Origin of the sequence: Leisingera sp. ANG1 (genome assembly GCF_000203975.2) — a bacterium.
GTDB lineage: Bacteria > Pseudomonadota > Alphaproteobacteria > Rhodobacterales > Rhodobacteraceae > Leisingera.
This window is the reverse complement of record NZ_AFCF02000008.1, coordinates 518,983-534,763: the sequence shown is the minus strand read 5'-3', so window position 1 is coordinate 534,763 and position 15,781 is coordinate 518,983. Positions and strand designations below refer to the sequence as shown.

18 protein-coding genes are annotated in these 15,781 nt (G+C 64.8%); 17 read left to right on the top strand and 1 reads right to left on the bottom strand.

All coding sequences use genetic code 11. From position 1 onward, the window contains the following. The first annotated feature begins 95 nt into the window (after positions 1-95). Both GC1_RS15215 and GC1_RS15210 read left to right on the top strand, forming a co-directional pair. Positions 96-968 carry a 50S ribosomal protein L11 methyltransferase gene (locus tag GC1_RS15215; protein WP_019298105.1) on the top strand — a complete coding sequence of 291 codons (873 nt, stop codon included), beginning with the start codon at positions 96-98 and terminating at the stop codon, positions 966-968. Positions 969-1,071: 103 nt separating this feature from the next. Further along, positions 1,072-1,416 carry a hypothetical protein gene (locus tag GC1_RS15210; RefSeq protein ID WP_019298104.1) on the top strand — a complete coding sequence of 115 codons (345 nt, stop codon included), beginning with the start codon at positions 1,072-1,074 and terminating at the stop codon, positions 1,414-1,416. Positions 1,417-1,594: 178 nt separating this feature from the next. Here the strand turns inward: GC1_RS15210 and GC1_RS15205 are convergent, their stop codons facing one another. Then, positions 1,595-1,813, bottom strand: coding sequence for a DUF1127 domain-containing protein (locus GC1_RS15205; RefSeq protein WP_019298102.1), 219 nt, complete (start codon positions 1,811-1,813; stop codon positions 1,595-1,597). A 338-nt stretch (positions 1,814-2,151) separates the two neighbouring features. Between GC1_RS15205 and ruvC the strand changes: the two genes are divergently transcribed. From ruvC to GC1_RS15130, 15 genes are all read left to right on the top strand, one after another. Then, complete coding sequence (gene ruvC / locus GC1_RS15200) at positions 2,152-2,649, top strand: crossover junction endodeoxyribonuclease RuvC (protein ID WP_029205020.1); 498 nt, start codon at positions 2,152-2,154, stop codon at positions 2,647-2,649. Continuing rightward, positions 2,646-3,335, top strand: a complete 690-nt coding sequence (gene ruvA / locus GC1_RS15195; RefSeq protein WP_019298100.1) for a Holliday junction branch migration protein RuvA — start codon at positions 2,646-2,648, stop codon at positions 3,333-3,335. The genes ruvC and ruvA overlap by 4 nt, the downstream gene beginning before the upstream one ends. A gap of 149 nt (positions 3,336-3,484) precedes the next feature. Beyond that, positions 3,485-4,504, top strand: a complete 1,020-nt coding sequence (gene ruvB, locus GC1_RS15190) for a Holliday junction branch migration DNA helicase RuvB (protein WP_019298099.1) — start codon at positions 3,485-3,487, stop codon at positions 4,502-4,504. Positions 4,505-4,739: 235 nt separating this feature from the next. Next, a complete protein-coding gene (locus GC1_RS15185; RefSeq protein WP_019298098.1) occupies positions 4,740-5,405 on the top strand; it encodes a hypothetical protein in 666 nt (221 codons plus the stop codon). Then, positions 5,405-5,947: an RNA 2',3'-cyclic phosphodiesterase gene (gene thpR, locus GC1_RS15180; RefSeq protein ID WP_019298097.1), complete on the top strand. Its 543-nt coding sequence runs from the start codon at positions 5,405-5,407 to the stop codon at positions 5,945-5,947. The genes GC1_RS15185 and thpR overlap by 1 nt, the downstream gene beginning before the upstream one ends. Before the next feature lie 62 nt (positions 5,948-6,009). After that, positions 6,010-6,393: a tol-pal system-associated acyl-CoA thioesterase gene (gene ybgC, locus GC1_RS15175; protein ID WP_019298096.1), complete on the top strand. Its 384-nt coding sequence runs from the start codon at positions 6,010-6,012 to the stop codon at positions 6,391-6,393. Positions 6,394-6,499: 106 nt separating this feature from the next. Continuing rightward, complete coding sequence (gene tolQ / locus GC1_RS15170; RefSeq protein WP_019298095.1) at positions 6,500-7,195, top strand: protein TolQ; 696 nt, start codon at positions 6,500-6,502, stop codon at positions 7,193-7,195. A 4-nt stretch (positions 7,196-7,199) separates the two neighbouring features. Then, positions 7,200-7,691, top strand: coding sequence for a protein TolR (gene tolR / locus GC1_RS15165; RefSeq protein ID WP_019298094.1), 492 nt, complete (start codon positions 7,200-7,202; stop codon positions 7,689-7,691). 15 nt (positions 7,692-7,706) lie between these two features. Continuing rightward, positions 7,707-8,834 (top strand): hypothetical protein, encoded by a 1,128-nt coding sequence (locus tag GC1_RS15160; protein WP_019298093.1) that lies wholly within the window; start codon positions 7,707-7,709, stop codon positions 8,832-8,834. Then, a complete protein-coding gene (gene tolB / locus GC1_RS15155) occupies positions 8,831-10,156 on the top strand; it encodes a Tol-Pal system beta propeller repeat protein TolB (RefSeq protein ID WP_019298092.1) in 1,326 nt (441 codons plus the stop codon). The genes GC1_RS15160 and tolB overlap by 4 nt, the downstream gene beginning before the upstream one ends. Positions 10,157-10,247: 91 nt before the next feature. Continuing rightward, positions 10,248-10,754 carry a peptidoglycan-associated lipoprotein Pal gene (gene pal / locus GC1_RS15150; protein WP_019298091.1) on the top strand — a complete coding sequence of 169 codons (507 nt, stop codon included), beginning with the start codon at positions 10,248-10,250 and terminating at the stop codon, positions 10,752-10,754. Positions 10,755-10,758: 4 nt separating this feature from the next. After that, positions 10,759-11,592 (top strand): tol-pal system protein YbgF, encoded by an 834-nt coding sequence (gene ybgF / locus GC1_RS15145; RefSeq protein WP_019298090.1) that lies wholly within the window; start codon positions 10,759-10,761, stop codon positions 11,590-11,592. Beyond that, positions 11,589-12,842, top strand: coding sequence for a tRNA lysidine(34) synthetase TilS (gene tilS / locus GC1_RS15140; protein WP_019298089.1), 1,254 nt, complete (start codon positions 11,589-11,591; stop codon positions 12,840-12,842). Before ybgF ends, tilS begins: the two co-directional genes overlap by 4 nt. A gap of 78 nt (positions 12,843-12,920) precedes the next feature. Beyond that, positions 12,921-14,834 (top strand): ATP-dependent zinc metalloprotease FtsH, encoded by a 1,914-nt coding sequence (gene ftsH, locus GC1_RS15135; RefSeq protein ID WP_019298088.1) that lies wholly within the window; start codon positions 12,921-12,923, stop codon positions 14,832-14,834. A 163-nt stretch (positions 14,835-14,997) separates the two neighbouring features. After that, the gene (locus tag GC1_RS15130; protein ID WP_019298087.1) at positions 14,998-15,573 is read left to right on the top strand and encodes an MOSC domain-containing protein; all 576 of its coding nucleotides are present in this window, start codon (positions 14,998-15,000) and stop codon (positions 15,571-15,573) included. Positions 15,574-15,781 lie beyond the last annotated feature (208 nt).

The following is a 15,781-nucleotide window of genomic DNA, read 5'->3' as shown; positions in this document are numbered from 1 at the left end:
TGAGCGCGGGCGCTGCCTGGCCTCAGGCCAGGCGGATGCTTGACGCGGGCCGCGCGGCAGCCTAGGCGCTTGGCAACAGTTTCAGGAGCAACGCCATGCCCACATTCACCGCCCTCACCACGCTCACTGCAAAAGCCCAGGCCGAAGCGCTGGGCGAAGCCATGGAGCGGCTCATCCCGGAACCTACCGGCATCGGCGTCTTTGAGATGGAGGACGGCTCCGGCCTGTGGGAGGTTGGCGGCTATTTCACCGAAGCCCCCGACGAGGCAGGCCTCGCCCTGCTGGCTGCGATGCATGAGGCCAAACCCTTTGTGGTCTCAGAGGTGCCGGAAACCGACTGGGTCGCCCATGTGCGCCGCGAACTGGCGCCGGTCGAGGCCGGCCGCTTCTTCGTTTACGGCTCCCATGACGCGGACAAGCTGCCCGCAGACAAGATCCCGCTGCTGATCGAGGCGGCAATGGCGTTCGGCACCGGCCACCACGGCACCACGCTGGGCTGCCTCAAGGCACTGGACCATCTTTTGGACGAGGGCTTCCGCGGCGAAAAGGTGGCTGACATCGGCTGCGGCACCGCGGTGCTGGCAATGGCCGCAGCGCGCGTTTGGGATGGCACCATCCTGGCCAGCGACATCGACGAGGTCGCGGTCGAGGTGGCTGAGGCCAATCTCAAGGCCAACGGTATGGAAGGCCAAGTCACCTGCCTAGAGGCAGCGGGTTTCGACAACCCGGAATTGCAGGCGCAGGCGCCCTATGACCTGATCTTCGCCAATATCCTGAAAGGCCCGCTGGTGGCCCTGGCGCCGGATCTGACGGCGAATCTGCGTCCCGGCGGTTATGCGATTCTCTCCGGAATCCTGAACGAGCAGGCCGATGACGTGGTCAGCGTTTATGCACAGAACGGCGCCAATCTGGCGCGCCGGGACGAAATTGGTGAATGGACAACGTTACTTCTCCGTAAAGCGGGCTGATTGAACTAAGTTTACGGCAAATTTGAGGGGCTTGCCCCACTTTTGCCGCATTTTTAGCCAATGATGGGCCATCCGCTGGTGGGGGCCAGTTCGGAGACTAGTGATGGGCGAACATCGTGATACGTTCCAATCGCGTTTGAAGCATATCAACCGCAAACATACGGCCATGTCCGAAGGCTTTTCCGCGAAGATGCGGCCGGACGGGCTCTTGGTGATTCAGCCGCGCCGGGTGCAGTCCCGGATCTCGGCCCGCACCGTGGTGATCTTTGCCGGGGCCTTCCTGCTGTTCAAGGGCTTCCTGATGGCAGCGCTTGGTTTTGGCAGCTATGACGAAAGGGTCAGGACCCTTGCCGAAGGCAGTGCGCTTGAGCGCGCGGGGGCCTTCATCATGCAGGCTGATCCTGCTTCCGTTTACATCGCTCAGAAGATCGGGCCAGTGCTGCGCTGACCCGGATCAAACTGCAGGAAAAAGTGTGAAAGGCCGCTGCTCATGGGGCAGGCGGCCTTTTCCTGTGCCGGCGGCTGGCTGCACGGCCGCGCCAATAAAAAACGCCGCGGCCATTGCAGGTCCGCGGCGTTTCCCTAATCGCCCCGAGGGAGGAGGCAGGGCGGAAATCTGGGATGTCTCAGAAGACGGTTTTGCCGGTGGCGACGCCATCGATGTCGCCGCGGCACATGCCGATGTCGGCCAGCTCGCGGTCGGACAGGCCGTTCAGCGCGTTGCGGGTCACGCGGGCGTCGTTCCAGGCGGCGAAGGCGCCGGTTGCAGCGGCGAACAGATCGCCGAAACGGCCAAACAGGCCGGTGGAACCATAGGTGGTGCGGGTGGTATCAAATGCGGCCATATCCGTGTCCTCTGATTAGCTGTTAGCATCCGTCGCGTCATTGCGATGGCGGGCATCTAGTGGCGAAAAATCAGCGCAGCAAGGCCTGAAATTGCATGTGTCATATGCGCTAACTGCATAGCTGTTTGCCTTGTAAATAAGGGGTTTACGGCCAGGCTCCGAATGGGCCCGAAAATGTCGTTCCCGCCGGTATGAAGGGTCGTTTCCAGGCCGCAGCTGCAGGATTCCCGGAAACAATCAGCTATGAAAGCAATTGGACATGTTCGCCTTTTGTGCTAGTGCTGGGTCAAAATAATTTCCGGCCAGCGGGCCGGCTCGCGGGCAAGGGCAGGCAGATCATGCGGATTTTGGGAATTGATCCGGGGTTGCGGAACCTTGGATGGGGCGTAATCGAATCGCGCGGCAGCCGGCTGAGCCATGTTGCCAATGGTGTTTGCACTTCTGACGGCGACGATCTGGGCGAGCGTCTGTTGTCGTTGCACAACCAGGTTTCCGAGATCATCGACGAATTCGCCCCGGACCAGGCAGCGATCGAGCAGACTTTCGTGAACAAGGACGGCGCCGGCACGCTGAAGCTGGGCCAGGCGCGGGGGGTGGCCCTGCTGACCTTGGCCAAGGCGGGTCTGCCGGTGGGCGAGTACGCCCCGAACCGGGTCAAGAAAACGGTGGTGGGTGTGGGTCACGCCGAGAAGGAGCAGGTGATGCATATGGTCAAGCTGCAGTTGCCGGGGTGCCTTCCCAAGAACGCTGATGCCGCAGATGCGCTGGCGATTGCGATCTGCCACGCCTACTACGGCGGCACGCAGCAGCGCCAGCTAAGGGAGAAACGCGCATGATCGGCAAGCTGACAGGGCGGCTCGACTACCGGGCGCAGGATCACGTGCTGATCGACGTGCGCGGCGTTGGTTACATCGTCTACTGCTCCGACCGCACCATGGCGGCTTTGCCGGGTGTGGGCGAAGCCATCGCGCTCTACACTGACATGGTGGTGCGCGAGGACCTGATGCAGCTTTACGGCTTCACCTCGCTGGTGGAGAAGGAATGGCACCGGCTGCTGACCTCGGTGCAAGGTGTCGGCGCCAAGGTGTCGCTGGCCATTCTCGGCGCGCTTGGGCCGGACGGGGTGAGCCGCGCGATTGCGTTGGGGGACTGGGCCACAGTAAAGGCCGCCAAGGGCGTCGGCCCCAAGACCGCGCAGCGCATCGTGCTGGATCTCAAGGACAAGGCGCCCGGCGTGATGGCGATGGGTGGCACCGTGGTGGACGCGATGGACGGCCCAGGGCTGGAGGTGGTCGAGGATGCCGATCCCGCACCCGCCGCCAAGCCGGCCCGCAAGGCGCCACCCAAGAAACCCTCGGGCGCGGCGGCTGCTTCAGCCGGGGCGCTGTCGGCCTTGGGCAATCTGGGCTACGGCCCCTCGGATGCCGCGGCTGCGGTGGCGGAGGCGGCTGCGACCTATCCGGATGCGGATGAGCCGGAACTGATCCGCGCCGCGCTGCGCCTGCTGGCGCCGAAAGGGTGATGTAAGTTGTTGCGGATATCGGATGCCCGACCCGGCCGAGAGGCCGGGCAGCGCCCGTCCCGCCCCCCTCGGGGCGGGCGCTTCGCTTCCTGCCCCGCCGGGATGGGCGCTGCCCTTTCCGGGTTCCCTCTAATTGCGGAAACATTGACATGATTGACGCCGACCCCGCCTTGCGCCCCGAGCCGTTGCCGGAAGACAACGACCGCGCCCTGCGCCCGCAGGGCCTGGGCGAGTTCATCGGCCAGGCTGAGGCCCGCGCCAACCTGCGCGTCTTCATCGAGAGCGCCCGCCGCCGCGGCGAGGCGATGGATCACACGCTGTTCCACGGTCCCCCGGGCCTTGGCAAAACTACGCTCGCTCAGATCGTGGCGCGCGAGCTGGGCGTGAACTTCCGCATGACCTCCGGCCCGGTGCTGGCCAAGGCAGGCGACCTGGCAGCGATCCTCACCAACCTCGAAGCCCGCGACGTCTTGTTCATCGACGAGATCCACCGGCTGAACCCGGCGGTGGAGGAGGTGCTCTACCCGGCGATGGAGGACTTTGAACTGGACCTTGTGATTGGCGAAGGCCCGGCAGCGCGCACCGTGCGGATCGAACTGCAGCCCTTCACCCTCGTTGGTGCCACCACTCGCATGGGGCTGCTGACCACGCCACTGCGCGACCGCTTCGGCATCCCGACCCGGCTGCAATTCTACACCATCGACGAGCTGTTTGAGATCGTCAGCCGCAACGCCCGCAAACTGGGCGCCCCCGCCGATGACGCCGGCGCCCGCGAAATCGCGCGGCGCGCCCGCGGCACCCCCAGGATCGCCGGGCGGCTCCTGCGCCGCGTGGTGGACTTCGCGGTTGTGGAGGGCGACGGCACCATCACCCGGGAGCTGGCCGACGGTGCCCTGACGCGGCTGGGGGTGGACCAGCTGGGACTGGACGGCGCCGACCGCCGTTATCTGAAGCTGATCGCGGAAAACTACGGCGGCGGACCGGTGGGGATTGAGACAATCTCGGCGGCCCTCAGCGAGAGCCGCGATGCGCTGGAGGAGGTGATCGAGCCTTACCTCCTGCAACAGGGATTGATCCAACGCACCCCGCGCGGACGGATGCTGGCGCAAAAGGCCTGGACCCACCTCGGCATGCCACCGCCGCGCAGCCAGAACGACCTGTTCGGGTAAAACTGGGATTTGCCACTATAAGTTGTGCCAGTCTTTCTGTTCAAATGTTTCGCGCGCGAAACATTCGGGCAATATTGCTGACCTATCTGAATGCACTGCGCCGCGCCTGCGGCGCCGGGCCCAAGGCTGCTGCCGGCGGCCTGGCGCAGCCAGGAGGCCGGCCAGGCGCGGGAGCCTTCCCCTTGCTGTCCTGGCATACAGACGGCATAGACGGGGCAGGACCAAGGAGACACCCATGACCGCCCAGCTGCCAGACCTGACGCCGGAGCAGATCGAAACCCTGTTCACCCGCAACGACGGCGCCTACGCCTTTGCCCGTTGGGGCCGGCCGGTGGCGCCGATTGTGTTCGGGGTGCAGGACGAGACCCTGAAGACCGTCAAGGGCGCGCTGGAAGCAGTGATGACGCTGGCAGGCCACCAGATGGCCGAAACCGATCCGGAGCTGGGCTCCAACCTGATGTTCTTCTTCTTCCGCGAGTGGGAGGAACTGCTGGAGGTGCCGGACCTGGACCGGCTGATCCCGGGGCTGCAGACGCTGGTCGCACGGCTGAGAGACGGTGATGCCAGCCAGTACCGCGCCTTCCGCTTTGACGATCAGGGCGGCATCAAGGCGGCGTTTGTTTTCCTGCGGATGAAAGGACCAATGGCGCAGATGCCGGCCGAGACGCTGGCGCTCACTCAGGCGGTGCAGGTGGCGCTGATGTGGGGCGACTCCGCCTTCGCCGAGGCCTCGCCGCTGGCGGTTCTGCCGGAGACCGGCGCCACCATCCTGCGGCCCGAAATCGCGGGAGTAATCGCGGCCGCTTACGACCGGATGATGCCGGTTGCGGCGGAGGATAAATCCCATGCTCTGCGGCTGTTTGCGCGGCTTCAGGCGCCGGCGGAACCGCCGCAGAGCTGATGCGCGCCTTTGTCGGCCTGCCGCTGCCGGACTCAGCCCTGGATGCGCTGGAACGCGTGCAGGAGCGGCTGACCGTGGGACGTCAAGTCCCCGCAGAGAACATGCACCTGACGCTGGCCTTCCTCGATGACCAGCCGGAGGCCGCGCTGCAGGCCCTGCATCAGCTTCTGGCAGAGATCAGCGTGCCGCCCCTGCAGCTGACCTTCAACGGGCTGGACACCTTTGGCGGCAAGCTGCCGCGGGTGCTGGCGGCAGAGGTGTGGAAAACGCCGCAACTGACCCATCTGCGCGGCCAAATCCGCAGCGCCTGCCGCACTGCCGGGATCGAGCTGTCCCGCGAACGCTTCCGCCCCCATGTGACGCTGGCGCGTTTTCCCCGGCACATGGAGGCGGGGCAGGTGCAGAAGATTGCCCGTTTTCTGGCCGCGGCATCGGAGTTCCGGTTGGAATGCGAAGCAGACAGTTTCGCGCTGTTCCAATCGACGCTGGCGCCAGAGGGCGCGCGGTATGACAACTTGGCGGAGTATCCGCTAGAGGGATGAGCCGGCTTGCAGCGGTTTGGCGCCGCCCATAGGGTGCGCGGGCAAACGCAGGAGAGCAGGCAATGAACCACCAATTTCCCGTCCGGGTCTACTATGAGGACACCGACATGGGCGGGATTGTCTATCACGCCAACTACCTGCGCTTCATCGAGCGCGCCCGCAGTGACTGGGTGCGCGGCATCGGGGTCGATCAGAACGCCATGCGCGAGGCCGGGCTGATCTATGTGGTGCGCCGGATCGAGGCGGATTACCTGGCACCTGCCAAGTTCGACGAGGAGTTGCTGGTCATCACCTCAATGCACAACGTGACCCCTGCCCGGATGGTCCTGAATCAGGAGGTCGCACGGGACGGCCAGGTGCTGTTCCGCGCGCAGGTCACCATTGTTTGCATAACCACGGGCGGCAAACCGGCCCGGCTTCCGGCAGAGATTCGCGCATTGCGGTAACATTTGGCGCCCGGCCGCCTGTTTTATTGGCCTTTGCCATTGAACTGCGCTAGCGTCTTGCCAAATAAGGCCGGATAAACGGCTGGGAAAACCGTAGAGCAGGCGAATGGAAGCAGAAACTCTGGCGCTGGCGCAGGAGATTGATTTCTCCATGTGGGGCCTTTTCGCGCGGGCCACCGTAACCGTGAAACTGGTGATGCTGATGCTGATCGTGGCCTCGGTCTGGTCCTGGGGCATCATCATTCAGAAAACGATAAACTACCGCAAAGCGCGCGGGGAGGCAGACGCCTTTGACCGCGCCTTCTGGTCCGGCAATCCGCTGGATGAGCTGTTTGACCAAGTGGGCGCAGAGCCGCCCGGCCAGGCGGCGCGCATCTTTTCGGCCGGTATGACCGAATGGCGGCGCAGCCACCGCAGCGACGGCGGGCTGATCCCCGGCGCGCAGGCGCGAATTGACCGGTCGATGGATGTGGCGATTGCCAAGGAAACAGAAGGTTTGCAGGGCGGGTTGTCGGTGCTGGCAACTGTTGGCTCCACTGCGCCTTTCATTGGCCTGTTCGGCACCGTCTGGGGCATAATGACCGCCTTCATCGAGATCGCAGAACAGCAAAACACCAACCTCGCCGTTGTGGCGCCGGGCATTGCCGAGGCGCTGATGGCGACCGGGCTGGGCCTGCTGGCGGCGATCCCCGCTGTGGTTTTCTACAACAAGCTGAGCGCGGACAGCGACCGCATCATTGGCGGCTACGAGGCCTTTGCCGATGAGTTCGCCACCATCCTCAGCCGCCAGCTGGATTCCTGAGGCGATGGGCGCCGCAGTCCAGCAGCCTTCGGGAGGCGGCAACCGCCGCCGGGGCCGCCGCCGCGGACGCGGCCGGCCGATGTCCGAGATCAACGTGACGCCTTTTGTGGACGTCATGCTGGTGCTTCTGATCATCTTCATGGTGGCAGCCCCCCTGATGACTGTGGGCGTGCCGGTGGAACTGCCCAAGACCGCCGCGGGCGCATTGCCCGGCGACGAGGAAGAACCGCTGACCGTCACCATGACCGCCGAGGGCGGCGTGGAAATCCAAACCACGCCGGTCGCGCGCGAGGAACTGGTGGCCAAACTGCGCGCGATTGCGGCAGAGCGCTCCTCGGACCGGGTGTTCTTGCGCGCCGACGGGCGGATTGCCTATTCGGACGTGATGCAGGTGATGGGCGCGCTGAATGCGGGCGGTTTTTCCAACGTGGGGCTGGTCACTGACACCGGTGGCCCGGCGCTGGACGGGCAGCGGGCTGAAAGCACAGGGCAGTAGGCGGGGACGCGGACGGTGCAGACCGGAACCAAGATCTCACTTGCCGGGCACGGGGTGCTGATGACATGGGTTGTCTTCGGTGCCTGGTTTCCGTCCGAACCCTTGCCGTCCAACGTGCAGCAGGTCGCGCTGATTTCATCCGAGCAATTCGAGAAGCTGAGCCAGCAGCGTGAGGCGCCGCAGGTGTCGCCGGAGCCTGCTCCGCTGAACGAGCCCGCCGCGGTGCAGCCCGCGCCGGAACCGGCACCGCAGCCGGATGCGGAACCGGAAATCACCCAGCCGGAACCGATTGCCCCGGCAGAGCCGGATCCGCAGGTAACAGAGCTGCCGGAAAAGCCGCCTGAACCGGAAGTGCCGATCGAGCTGCCCTCTGCTGCGGAAGAGCCGGATGTGGCCTCCCTGGTACCGCAGGTCCGGCCCGAAACGGCGCCGCGCCCGGTGGACCGGGTGGCGCCGGAACCGGTTGCGCCGCCGGAACCGGACACCAGGATCGACGATATCGTCCAGCCCGAGGTGGCGCCGGAAGAAGGCGCCGAGACTGAGCAGGACGTGCAGGACGCCACTGCGCGCGAAGCAGCCAGCGACCGCATTGTGACCGAGGAAAACGAGGGCGAGGATGTGGCAGCCTCCGCTGCGCCGGCGGTCTCCAAACGGCCCAAGACCCGGCCCGCCCGGCCCCAGCCGGACCCGGAACCGCAGGTGACAGAAGCGGCGCAGCCGGTTGAAACAGAGCAGACGGATACTGCCGATGCAGTGGCGGATGCGCTGGCCGAGGCGCTGGCGGGCGGCGCCGATGTGGAGGCGCCGGAACCCTCCGGCCCGCCGCTGACGCTGGGCGAAAAGGACGCGCTGAGGGTTGAGGTGTCGCGCTGCTGGAACGTCGGTTCGCTCTCCACCGACGCGCTGAAGACAACTGTGGTAGTTGGCGTGTCGCTGTCCCAGGACGGCAAGCCGGACACCGGCTCGATCCGGATGCTGTCCAGTACCGGCGGGTCTTCGGCGGCGGCAAAGCAGGCCTATGAGGCGGCCCGGCGGGCGATTATCCGCTGCGGGTCCTCAGGCTTTCAGCTTCCCCCTGAAAAATACGCGCAATGGCGCGATATTGAGATGACATTCAATCCTGAAAGGATGCGGATCAAATGAGGAAAATACTGGCAGCCCTTCTGATCGGAGCCGCAGCCGCGGCAGGCGCAGGCGCGGCCATGGCTCAGGACGGCCCGCTTCGCATCGAGATCGACCAGGGCGTGATCGAACCCTTGCCTTATGCGGTGCCGGATTTCGTGCCGGAAACCCCGGCAGCCTCGGAATATGCGGCGCAGATCGCGCGGGTGATCGCGGCGGACCTGAGCGGCACCGGATTGTTCCGGGAAGTGCCGGCCAGCGCCCATATCTCCAAGGTGACGGGCTTCGACAATCCGGTGAAATACGCCGACTGGAAAGCCGTAAATGCGCAGGCGCTGATCACCGGCGCAGTCAGCGTCAACGGCAATCAGCTGACGGTCAGGTTCCGCGGCCATGACGTCTTTGCCGAGAAAGAGCTGGGCACCGGCCTGCAGTTCAATGGCACCACCGACGGCTGGCGGCGGATGGCGCATAAGGTGGCGGATGCGATCTACAGCCGGATCACCGGTGAAAGCGGTTATTTCGACAGCCGTGTGGTCTATGTCTCTGAAAGCGGCCCCAAGAACGACCGCCGCAAGCGGCTGGCGGTGATGGATTACGACGGTGCCAATGTGCAGTACCTGACCAACAGCGCCTCGATCGTGCTGGCGCCGCGGTTCTCGCCCACCGGCGACCGGGTGCTTTATACCAGTTATGAGAGCGGCTTCCCGCAGATCCATGTGCTGGACGTGGGCCAGGTGCAGCGCAAGGTGCTGTCCAGCGGAGACGGCACCATGAGCTTTGCGCCGCGGTTTGCGCCCGACGGGCGCACCATCGTCTATTCGCAGACCCAGGGCGGCAATACCGACCTGTTCTCGATGGATATCCAAACCGGGGCCAAGTCGCGGCTGACCTCGGCCCCGTCGATCGAGACCGCGCCGTCGTTTTCACCGGATGGCAGCCAGATCGTGTTCGAAAGCGACCGCTCCGGCAGCCAGCAGCTCTATGTCATGCCGGCAGGCGGCGGCGAGGCGCGGCGGATCAGCTTTGGCCAGGGCCGTTATGGCACGCCCGTCTGGTCGCCGCGCGGCGACATGATTGCCTTTACCAAGCAGAACAAGGGCCGTTTCCACATCGGCGTGATGCGCACCGACGGCAGCGAGGAACGGCTGCTGACAGCGTCCTTCCTGGACGAGGGGCCGACCTGGGCGCCCAATGGCCGGGTGATCATGTTCACCCGCGAAAGCCAGGGCAGTGCCGGGCGGGCGCTGCTCTATTCGGTGGACATCACCGGGCGCAACCTTAAACCTGTGAAGACACCGGACGGGGCCTCTGACCCGGCCTGGTCGCCATTGCAGAATTAATTGAATCTATAAGGCGGGGATACCCGCATGGAACCTGAACCGGGCATATGTTAATTTCCGGTCAAGAAACGCAAAGGGATAGGCAGACAACATGAGCGGTTTGAAATTGGCAATTGCGGCTGTTGCCGTCCTGGGCCTTGCGGCCTGCAGCAACAACCGGTGGGATGATACGGCAAACGGCGGCGGAGCCGGCGCAGGGGCGGGTGCCGGGGCAGGGGCCTTGGATCCGGCAAGCCCGGCTTATTTCCAGCAGTCCATCGGCGACCGGGTTCTGTTTCTTGTGGACCAGTCGACGCTGACGCCTGAGGCACAAGGCATCCTTCAGGGCCAGGCGCGCTGGCTGACCCAGAACGCCGATTATGTTGTCACCATCGAGGGCCACGCCGATGAGCAGGGCACCCGCGAGTACAACCTGGCCCTGGGTGCCCGCCGCGCCAATGCCGCGCGGGAATACCTGATTTCGCAAGGGGTTGCAGGCCACCGCCTGAAGGTCGTCAGCTATGGCAAAGAGCGCCCGCTGGAGATCTGCTCAAACGAGGCCTGCTATTCCAAGAACCGCCGCGCGGTCACCGTGCTGGCCGGCGGGCTGACGGGGTAACGCGATGAAACGCCTGCGCACAGTTCTTCTGGCCTCCGTTCTGGCCCTGCCGCTGCCGCTGGCGGCGCAGGACAGCCAAACGCTGGCGGACATCCGCCAGGAGCTGACCGTTCTGCATGTCGAAATCCAGCGGCTGAAGCGCGAGATGTCGACGACAGGCGCCCCCTCGGCGAATGTGTCAGGCGACACGGTTCTGGACCGGGTTGCCGCGATCGAGAGCGAACTGCAGCGGCTGACGCTGCAGACCGAGCAGCTGGGCCACCGGGTCGACCGGATCGTCACTGATGGCACCAACCGGATCGGCGACCTGGAGTTCCGCCTGGTTGAGCTGGAGGGCGGCGATGTCGGCGCGCTGAAGGAAACCACCACGCTGGGCGGCGGGGAATTGCCTGCCGCCGGCGGCTCGGGTGCGGTGGCCGGCACGGCCGGCACCGAACCGGCGGCCGGAGAGCTGGCCATTGGCGAGCAGGCGGACTTTGATGCCGCCGAAAAGCTTCTGGCGGACGGCGCGTATCAGGACGCGGCAGAGAAATTCGCGGCCTTCAACCAGTCCTATCCAGGCAGCCCGCTGGCACCCGCCGCCGAATTCAGCCGCGGCAAGGCGCTGGACGGTCTGGGTGACACCCGCGAAGCAGCGCGGGCCTATCTGGCGGCGTTTACCGGAAACTCCGCCGGGCCTGTGGCCCCCAAGGCGCTGTTCGAACTGGGCGCGGCCCTGGGCCGCTTGGGCCAGACCGATCAGGCCTGTGTCACGCTGTCTGAAGTCGGAGTGCGGTTCCCCGGCGCTGCGCAGCAGGCTGAGGCCGCGGCAGAAATGGCCAAACTGGGCTGTTCTTGACCGGGCTGCGGCGCGATATCCTGGGACTGCTGCGCGGCCAGTTCCAGTCCGGGCTGACCGGCAAACTGGGCATTGCGGTGTCCGGCGGCAGTGATTCCATGGCGCTGCTGCATCTGATGAAAGATGCCTTTGCGGGTGAGCCGGTCGAATTGATGGCCGCAACGGTAGACCATGGCCTGCGGCCGGAATCGGCGGCTGAGGCCAGTTGGGTGGGCGAGGCCGCGTCAGAGCTGGGGATCGCTCATGAGGTGATCCAGTGGGAGGATGGCCCCGGCAAGGGCAACCTGCAGAAACAGGCCCGTGAGGCGCGCTATGACCTTTTGTGCGCCTGGGCCCGGCGCAACGGTATAACCACCCTCTGTGTGGCGCATACGGCGGATGACCAGGCCGAAACCCTGCTGATGCGCATGGCCCGTGCCTCTGGCGTGTCCGGGCTGTCGGGCATGCCGGCACGGCGGGTGCACAAGGGGGTCACCCTGGTACGGCCCCTGCTGGAAGTCACCCGCACCGAATTGCGCCAGTACCTGCTGGAGCGCGGCATCGAATGGTGTGAGGATCCCAGCAACAGTGATTTGCGGTATGAGCGGGTCCGGGCCCGGCGCGCGCTGGCGGATCTGGCCCCGCTGGGCCTGACGCCGACGGTGCTGTCCCGGGTTGCTGAAAACATGAACAAGGCCCGCGAGGCGCTGGACTGGTACGTGTTTCTGGCCGCCCGCGACATGGCCCATGTGCAGGCGGGAGCCGTGGTCCTGTGCCAGCGCAAATTCCGCACTCTGCCCAGCGAAACCGGCTACCGCCTGCTGGTCAAAGCGATTCAATGGGTTTCGGGAGCCCCCTATCCGCCGCGCCGGGTGCCGATGGAAATCGCGGTCCTGGCCGCGCGCGGCGGCGGCGCGGCAACGGTGTCCGGCTGCCACCTGCTGACAACATCCAAGCAGATCTGGATCTGCCGCGAGGCCAAGGCGGTCACGGGCGTCACGTCACTTCCCGGCCAGATCTGGGACGACAGATGGAAGGTTTTTGGAGGCGACGCAAAGGGTTGCGAAGTACGGCCCCTGGGACGCGAAGGGTTGTTTGACTGCCCGTCCTGGCGGACAACCGGCGTGCCGGGAACCGTGCTGGAGTCGTCGCCGGCGGTGTGGCGCGGTGCCGAACTGGCGGCTGCGCCGGTGGCCGGAATGGGTAATGGCTGGACGGCCGAACCGGTGGCAAATGAAGAAGAGTTCTTTGCATCCCTTTTATCGCATTGAACCTGCCCGAATGATCCTTATTTTAAGCTCAACGCAGGCGGCCTGACAGGTGCGCCTTACTGATAGGGAGAACTTTCCTTGGGCAACGCTCGCAATATCGCCTTTTGGGTTGTTCTGTTTCTGCTGATTCTGGCGCTGTTCAATCTGTTCAGCGGTTCCGGCAGCACGATGCAGAGCCGTGAACGCACTTTCTCGGACTTCGTGAGTTCGGTGGAGACCGGCAAGGTCAGCACTGTCACGCTGGATGGGGAACAGGTGCGCTACACGACCTCGGACGGGCAAAACTATGTGACCATCAAACCGGCCGATGCCGAAGTCACCGCTCTTCTGATCGAGAAGAACATCCCGGTGCGCGCTGAAAAGCAGCAGCAGTCGGGTTTCCAGTCCTTCCTGATCACGCTGCTGCCGTTCCTGCTGCTGATCGGCGTCTGGATCTACTTCATGAACCGGATGCAGGGCGGCGGCAAAGGCGGCGCCATGGGATTCGGCAAATCCAAGGCCAAGATGCTGACCGAGAAGCACGGCCGCGTCACCTTTGATGACGTGGCAGGCATTGATGAGGCCAAGGAAGAACTGGAAGAGATCGTCGAATTCCTGCGCAACCCGCAGAAATTCTCGCGCCTCGGCGGCAAGATCCCCAAGGGCGCGCTGCTGGTTGGTCCTCCGGGCACCGGTAAAACCCTATTGGCCCGTGCCATTGCGGGCGAGGCCGGCGTGCCGTTCTTCACCATCTCCGGCTCCGACTTCGTCGAGATGTTTGTCGGCGTCGGCGCCTCCCGCGTGCGCGACATGTTCGAGCAGGCCAAAAAGAACGCGCCCTGCATCGTCTTCATTGACGAGATTGACGCGGTGGGCCGTCACCGCGGCGCCGGTTATGGCGGCGGCAATGACGAGCGCGAGCAGACCCTGAACCAGCTCTTGGTGGAGATGGACGGTTTCGAGGCCAACGAAGGCGTCATCATCCTGGCCGCCACCAACCGCAAGGACGTGCTGGACCCGGCGCTGCTGCGCCCCGGCCGCTTTGACCGCAACGTGACCGTCGGCAACCCCGACATCAAGGGCCGCGAGAAGATCCTTGGCGTGCATGCCCGCAAGACTCCGCTCGGGCCCGATGTGGACCTGCGCATCATCGCCCGCGGCACGCCTGGGTTTTCCGGCGCCGACCTGGCCAACCTCGTGAACGAGGCGGCGCTGATGGCCGCCCGTGTCGGCCGCCGCTTTGTCACTATGGAGGATTTCGAATCCGCCAAGGACAAGGTGATGATGGGGGCCGAGCGCCGTTCGATGGTGCTGACCCAGGACCAGAAGGAAAAGACCGCCTATCACGAGGCCGGCCATGCCGTTGTCGGTCTGGCCCTGCCGCTGTGCGATCCAGTCTACAAGGCAACGATCATCCCGCGCGGCGGCGCTCTGGGGATGGTGGTGTCGCTGCCCGAAATGGACCGGCTGAACTACCACCGCGATGAGTGCCAGCAGAAACTGGCAATGACCATGGCGGGCAAGGCAGCCGAAGTCATCAAGTATGGCGAGGACCATGTCTCCAACGGTCCGGCCGGCGACATCCAGCAGGCCAGCCAGCTGGCGCGTGCAATGGTGCTGCGCTGGGGCATGTCGGACAAGGTCGGCAACATCGACTATGCCGAGGCCCACGAAGGCTACTCCGGCAACACTGCGGGTTTCTCTGTGTCCGCCAATACCAAGGAGCTGATCGAGGAAGAGGTCAAACGCTTCATCCAGCAGGGCTATGAGCAGGCGCTGGAGATCCTCAAGGACAAGAACGAGGAATGGGAGCGTCTGGCGCAGGGCCTTCTGGAATACGAAACCCTGACCGGCGACGAGATCAAGCGGGTGATGAACGGCGAGCCGCCGCAGGCCGGCGACGATGAGGACGACAGCGAGGATCAGGGCAACGCCTCGGTCACCGCGATCCCCAAGGCGAAGCCCAAAAAGACCCCGCCAGAGGGCGGCATGGAGCCTGAGCCCTCCGCCTGATGACCCAAGGCTTTGACCCCCGGATGCCGCTGGCCTCCGGGGGTTTTTCATTTCCGGCGCTGAACTGCGGGACCACAAAAAACCATCGCGGCACCACTGGTGCCGGTCCGCGCCGCCTGTATGCTCACTGCAACGTCAAAGATTTATGCGAGGGAGAGCGGGCATGCCGGTGCTGCGGAAAACGGAATTCACAGGACAGATTACCTGGCTGGGCCATGTGCCCGCGGACAGCGGCCTGCAGGCGGTGCCCGCAGATCATCTGGACCTCGGCTTTGGCGGCATTGCCGGCGGGCGCCACGAGGGCGGGAACCGCCCCTCCTGCGTGCGGGTCAGGAACCTGTACCCGGAAGGCACCGAAATCCGCAACGTGCGCCAGCTGACCATCCTGTCGGAAGAGGAACTGGCCCTAATCGCGGCGGACATGGGGATGGACAGCGTTAACCCTGCGCATCTGGGCGCAACCATCGTGCTGCGCGGCATCCCGGACTTCACCTTCGTGCCGCCGTCCTCGCGTCTGCAGGGACCGGACGGGGTAACGCTGACGGTCGACATGGAAAACCGTCCCTGCGTGCTGCCGGGCCGCGAGATTGAGAAAGACCACACAGGCTTTGGCGCGCGCTTCAAGCCCGCCGCACAGAATCGCCGGGGAATCACCGCCTGGGTCGAACGTCCCGGCTCCCTGCAGTTGGGCGGCGAACTTGCGCTCTTTGTACCGGATCAGCGCGCCTGGGCGCCCTAGGCGGCTAGTTTTGGGGAATTCCGTTTCCTTTAAGGAACCTTGGCAGGGCCTGCGAAAGACCCCACGCCGCATCAAGGCGTGATAATGTCGGAAATCACGCGCGTATTGTGCCGCATTTTGGCTAAGTCTACCGCCAAACCGGCATTCCCGTGCCGGCGATTGTATGCAAACTCAGCAGGAACCTTGCCATGAGCTACAAGAGTGACAT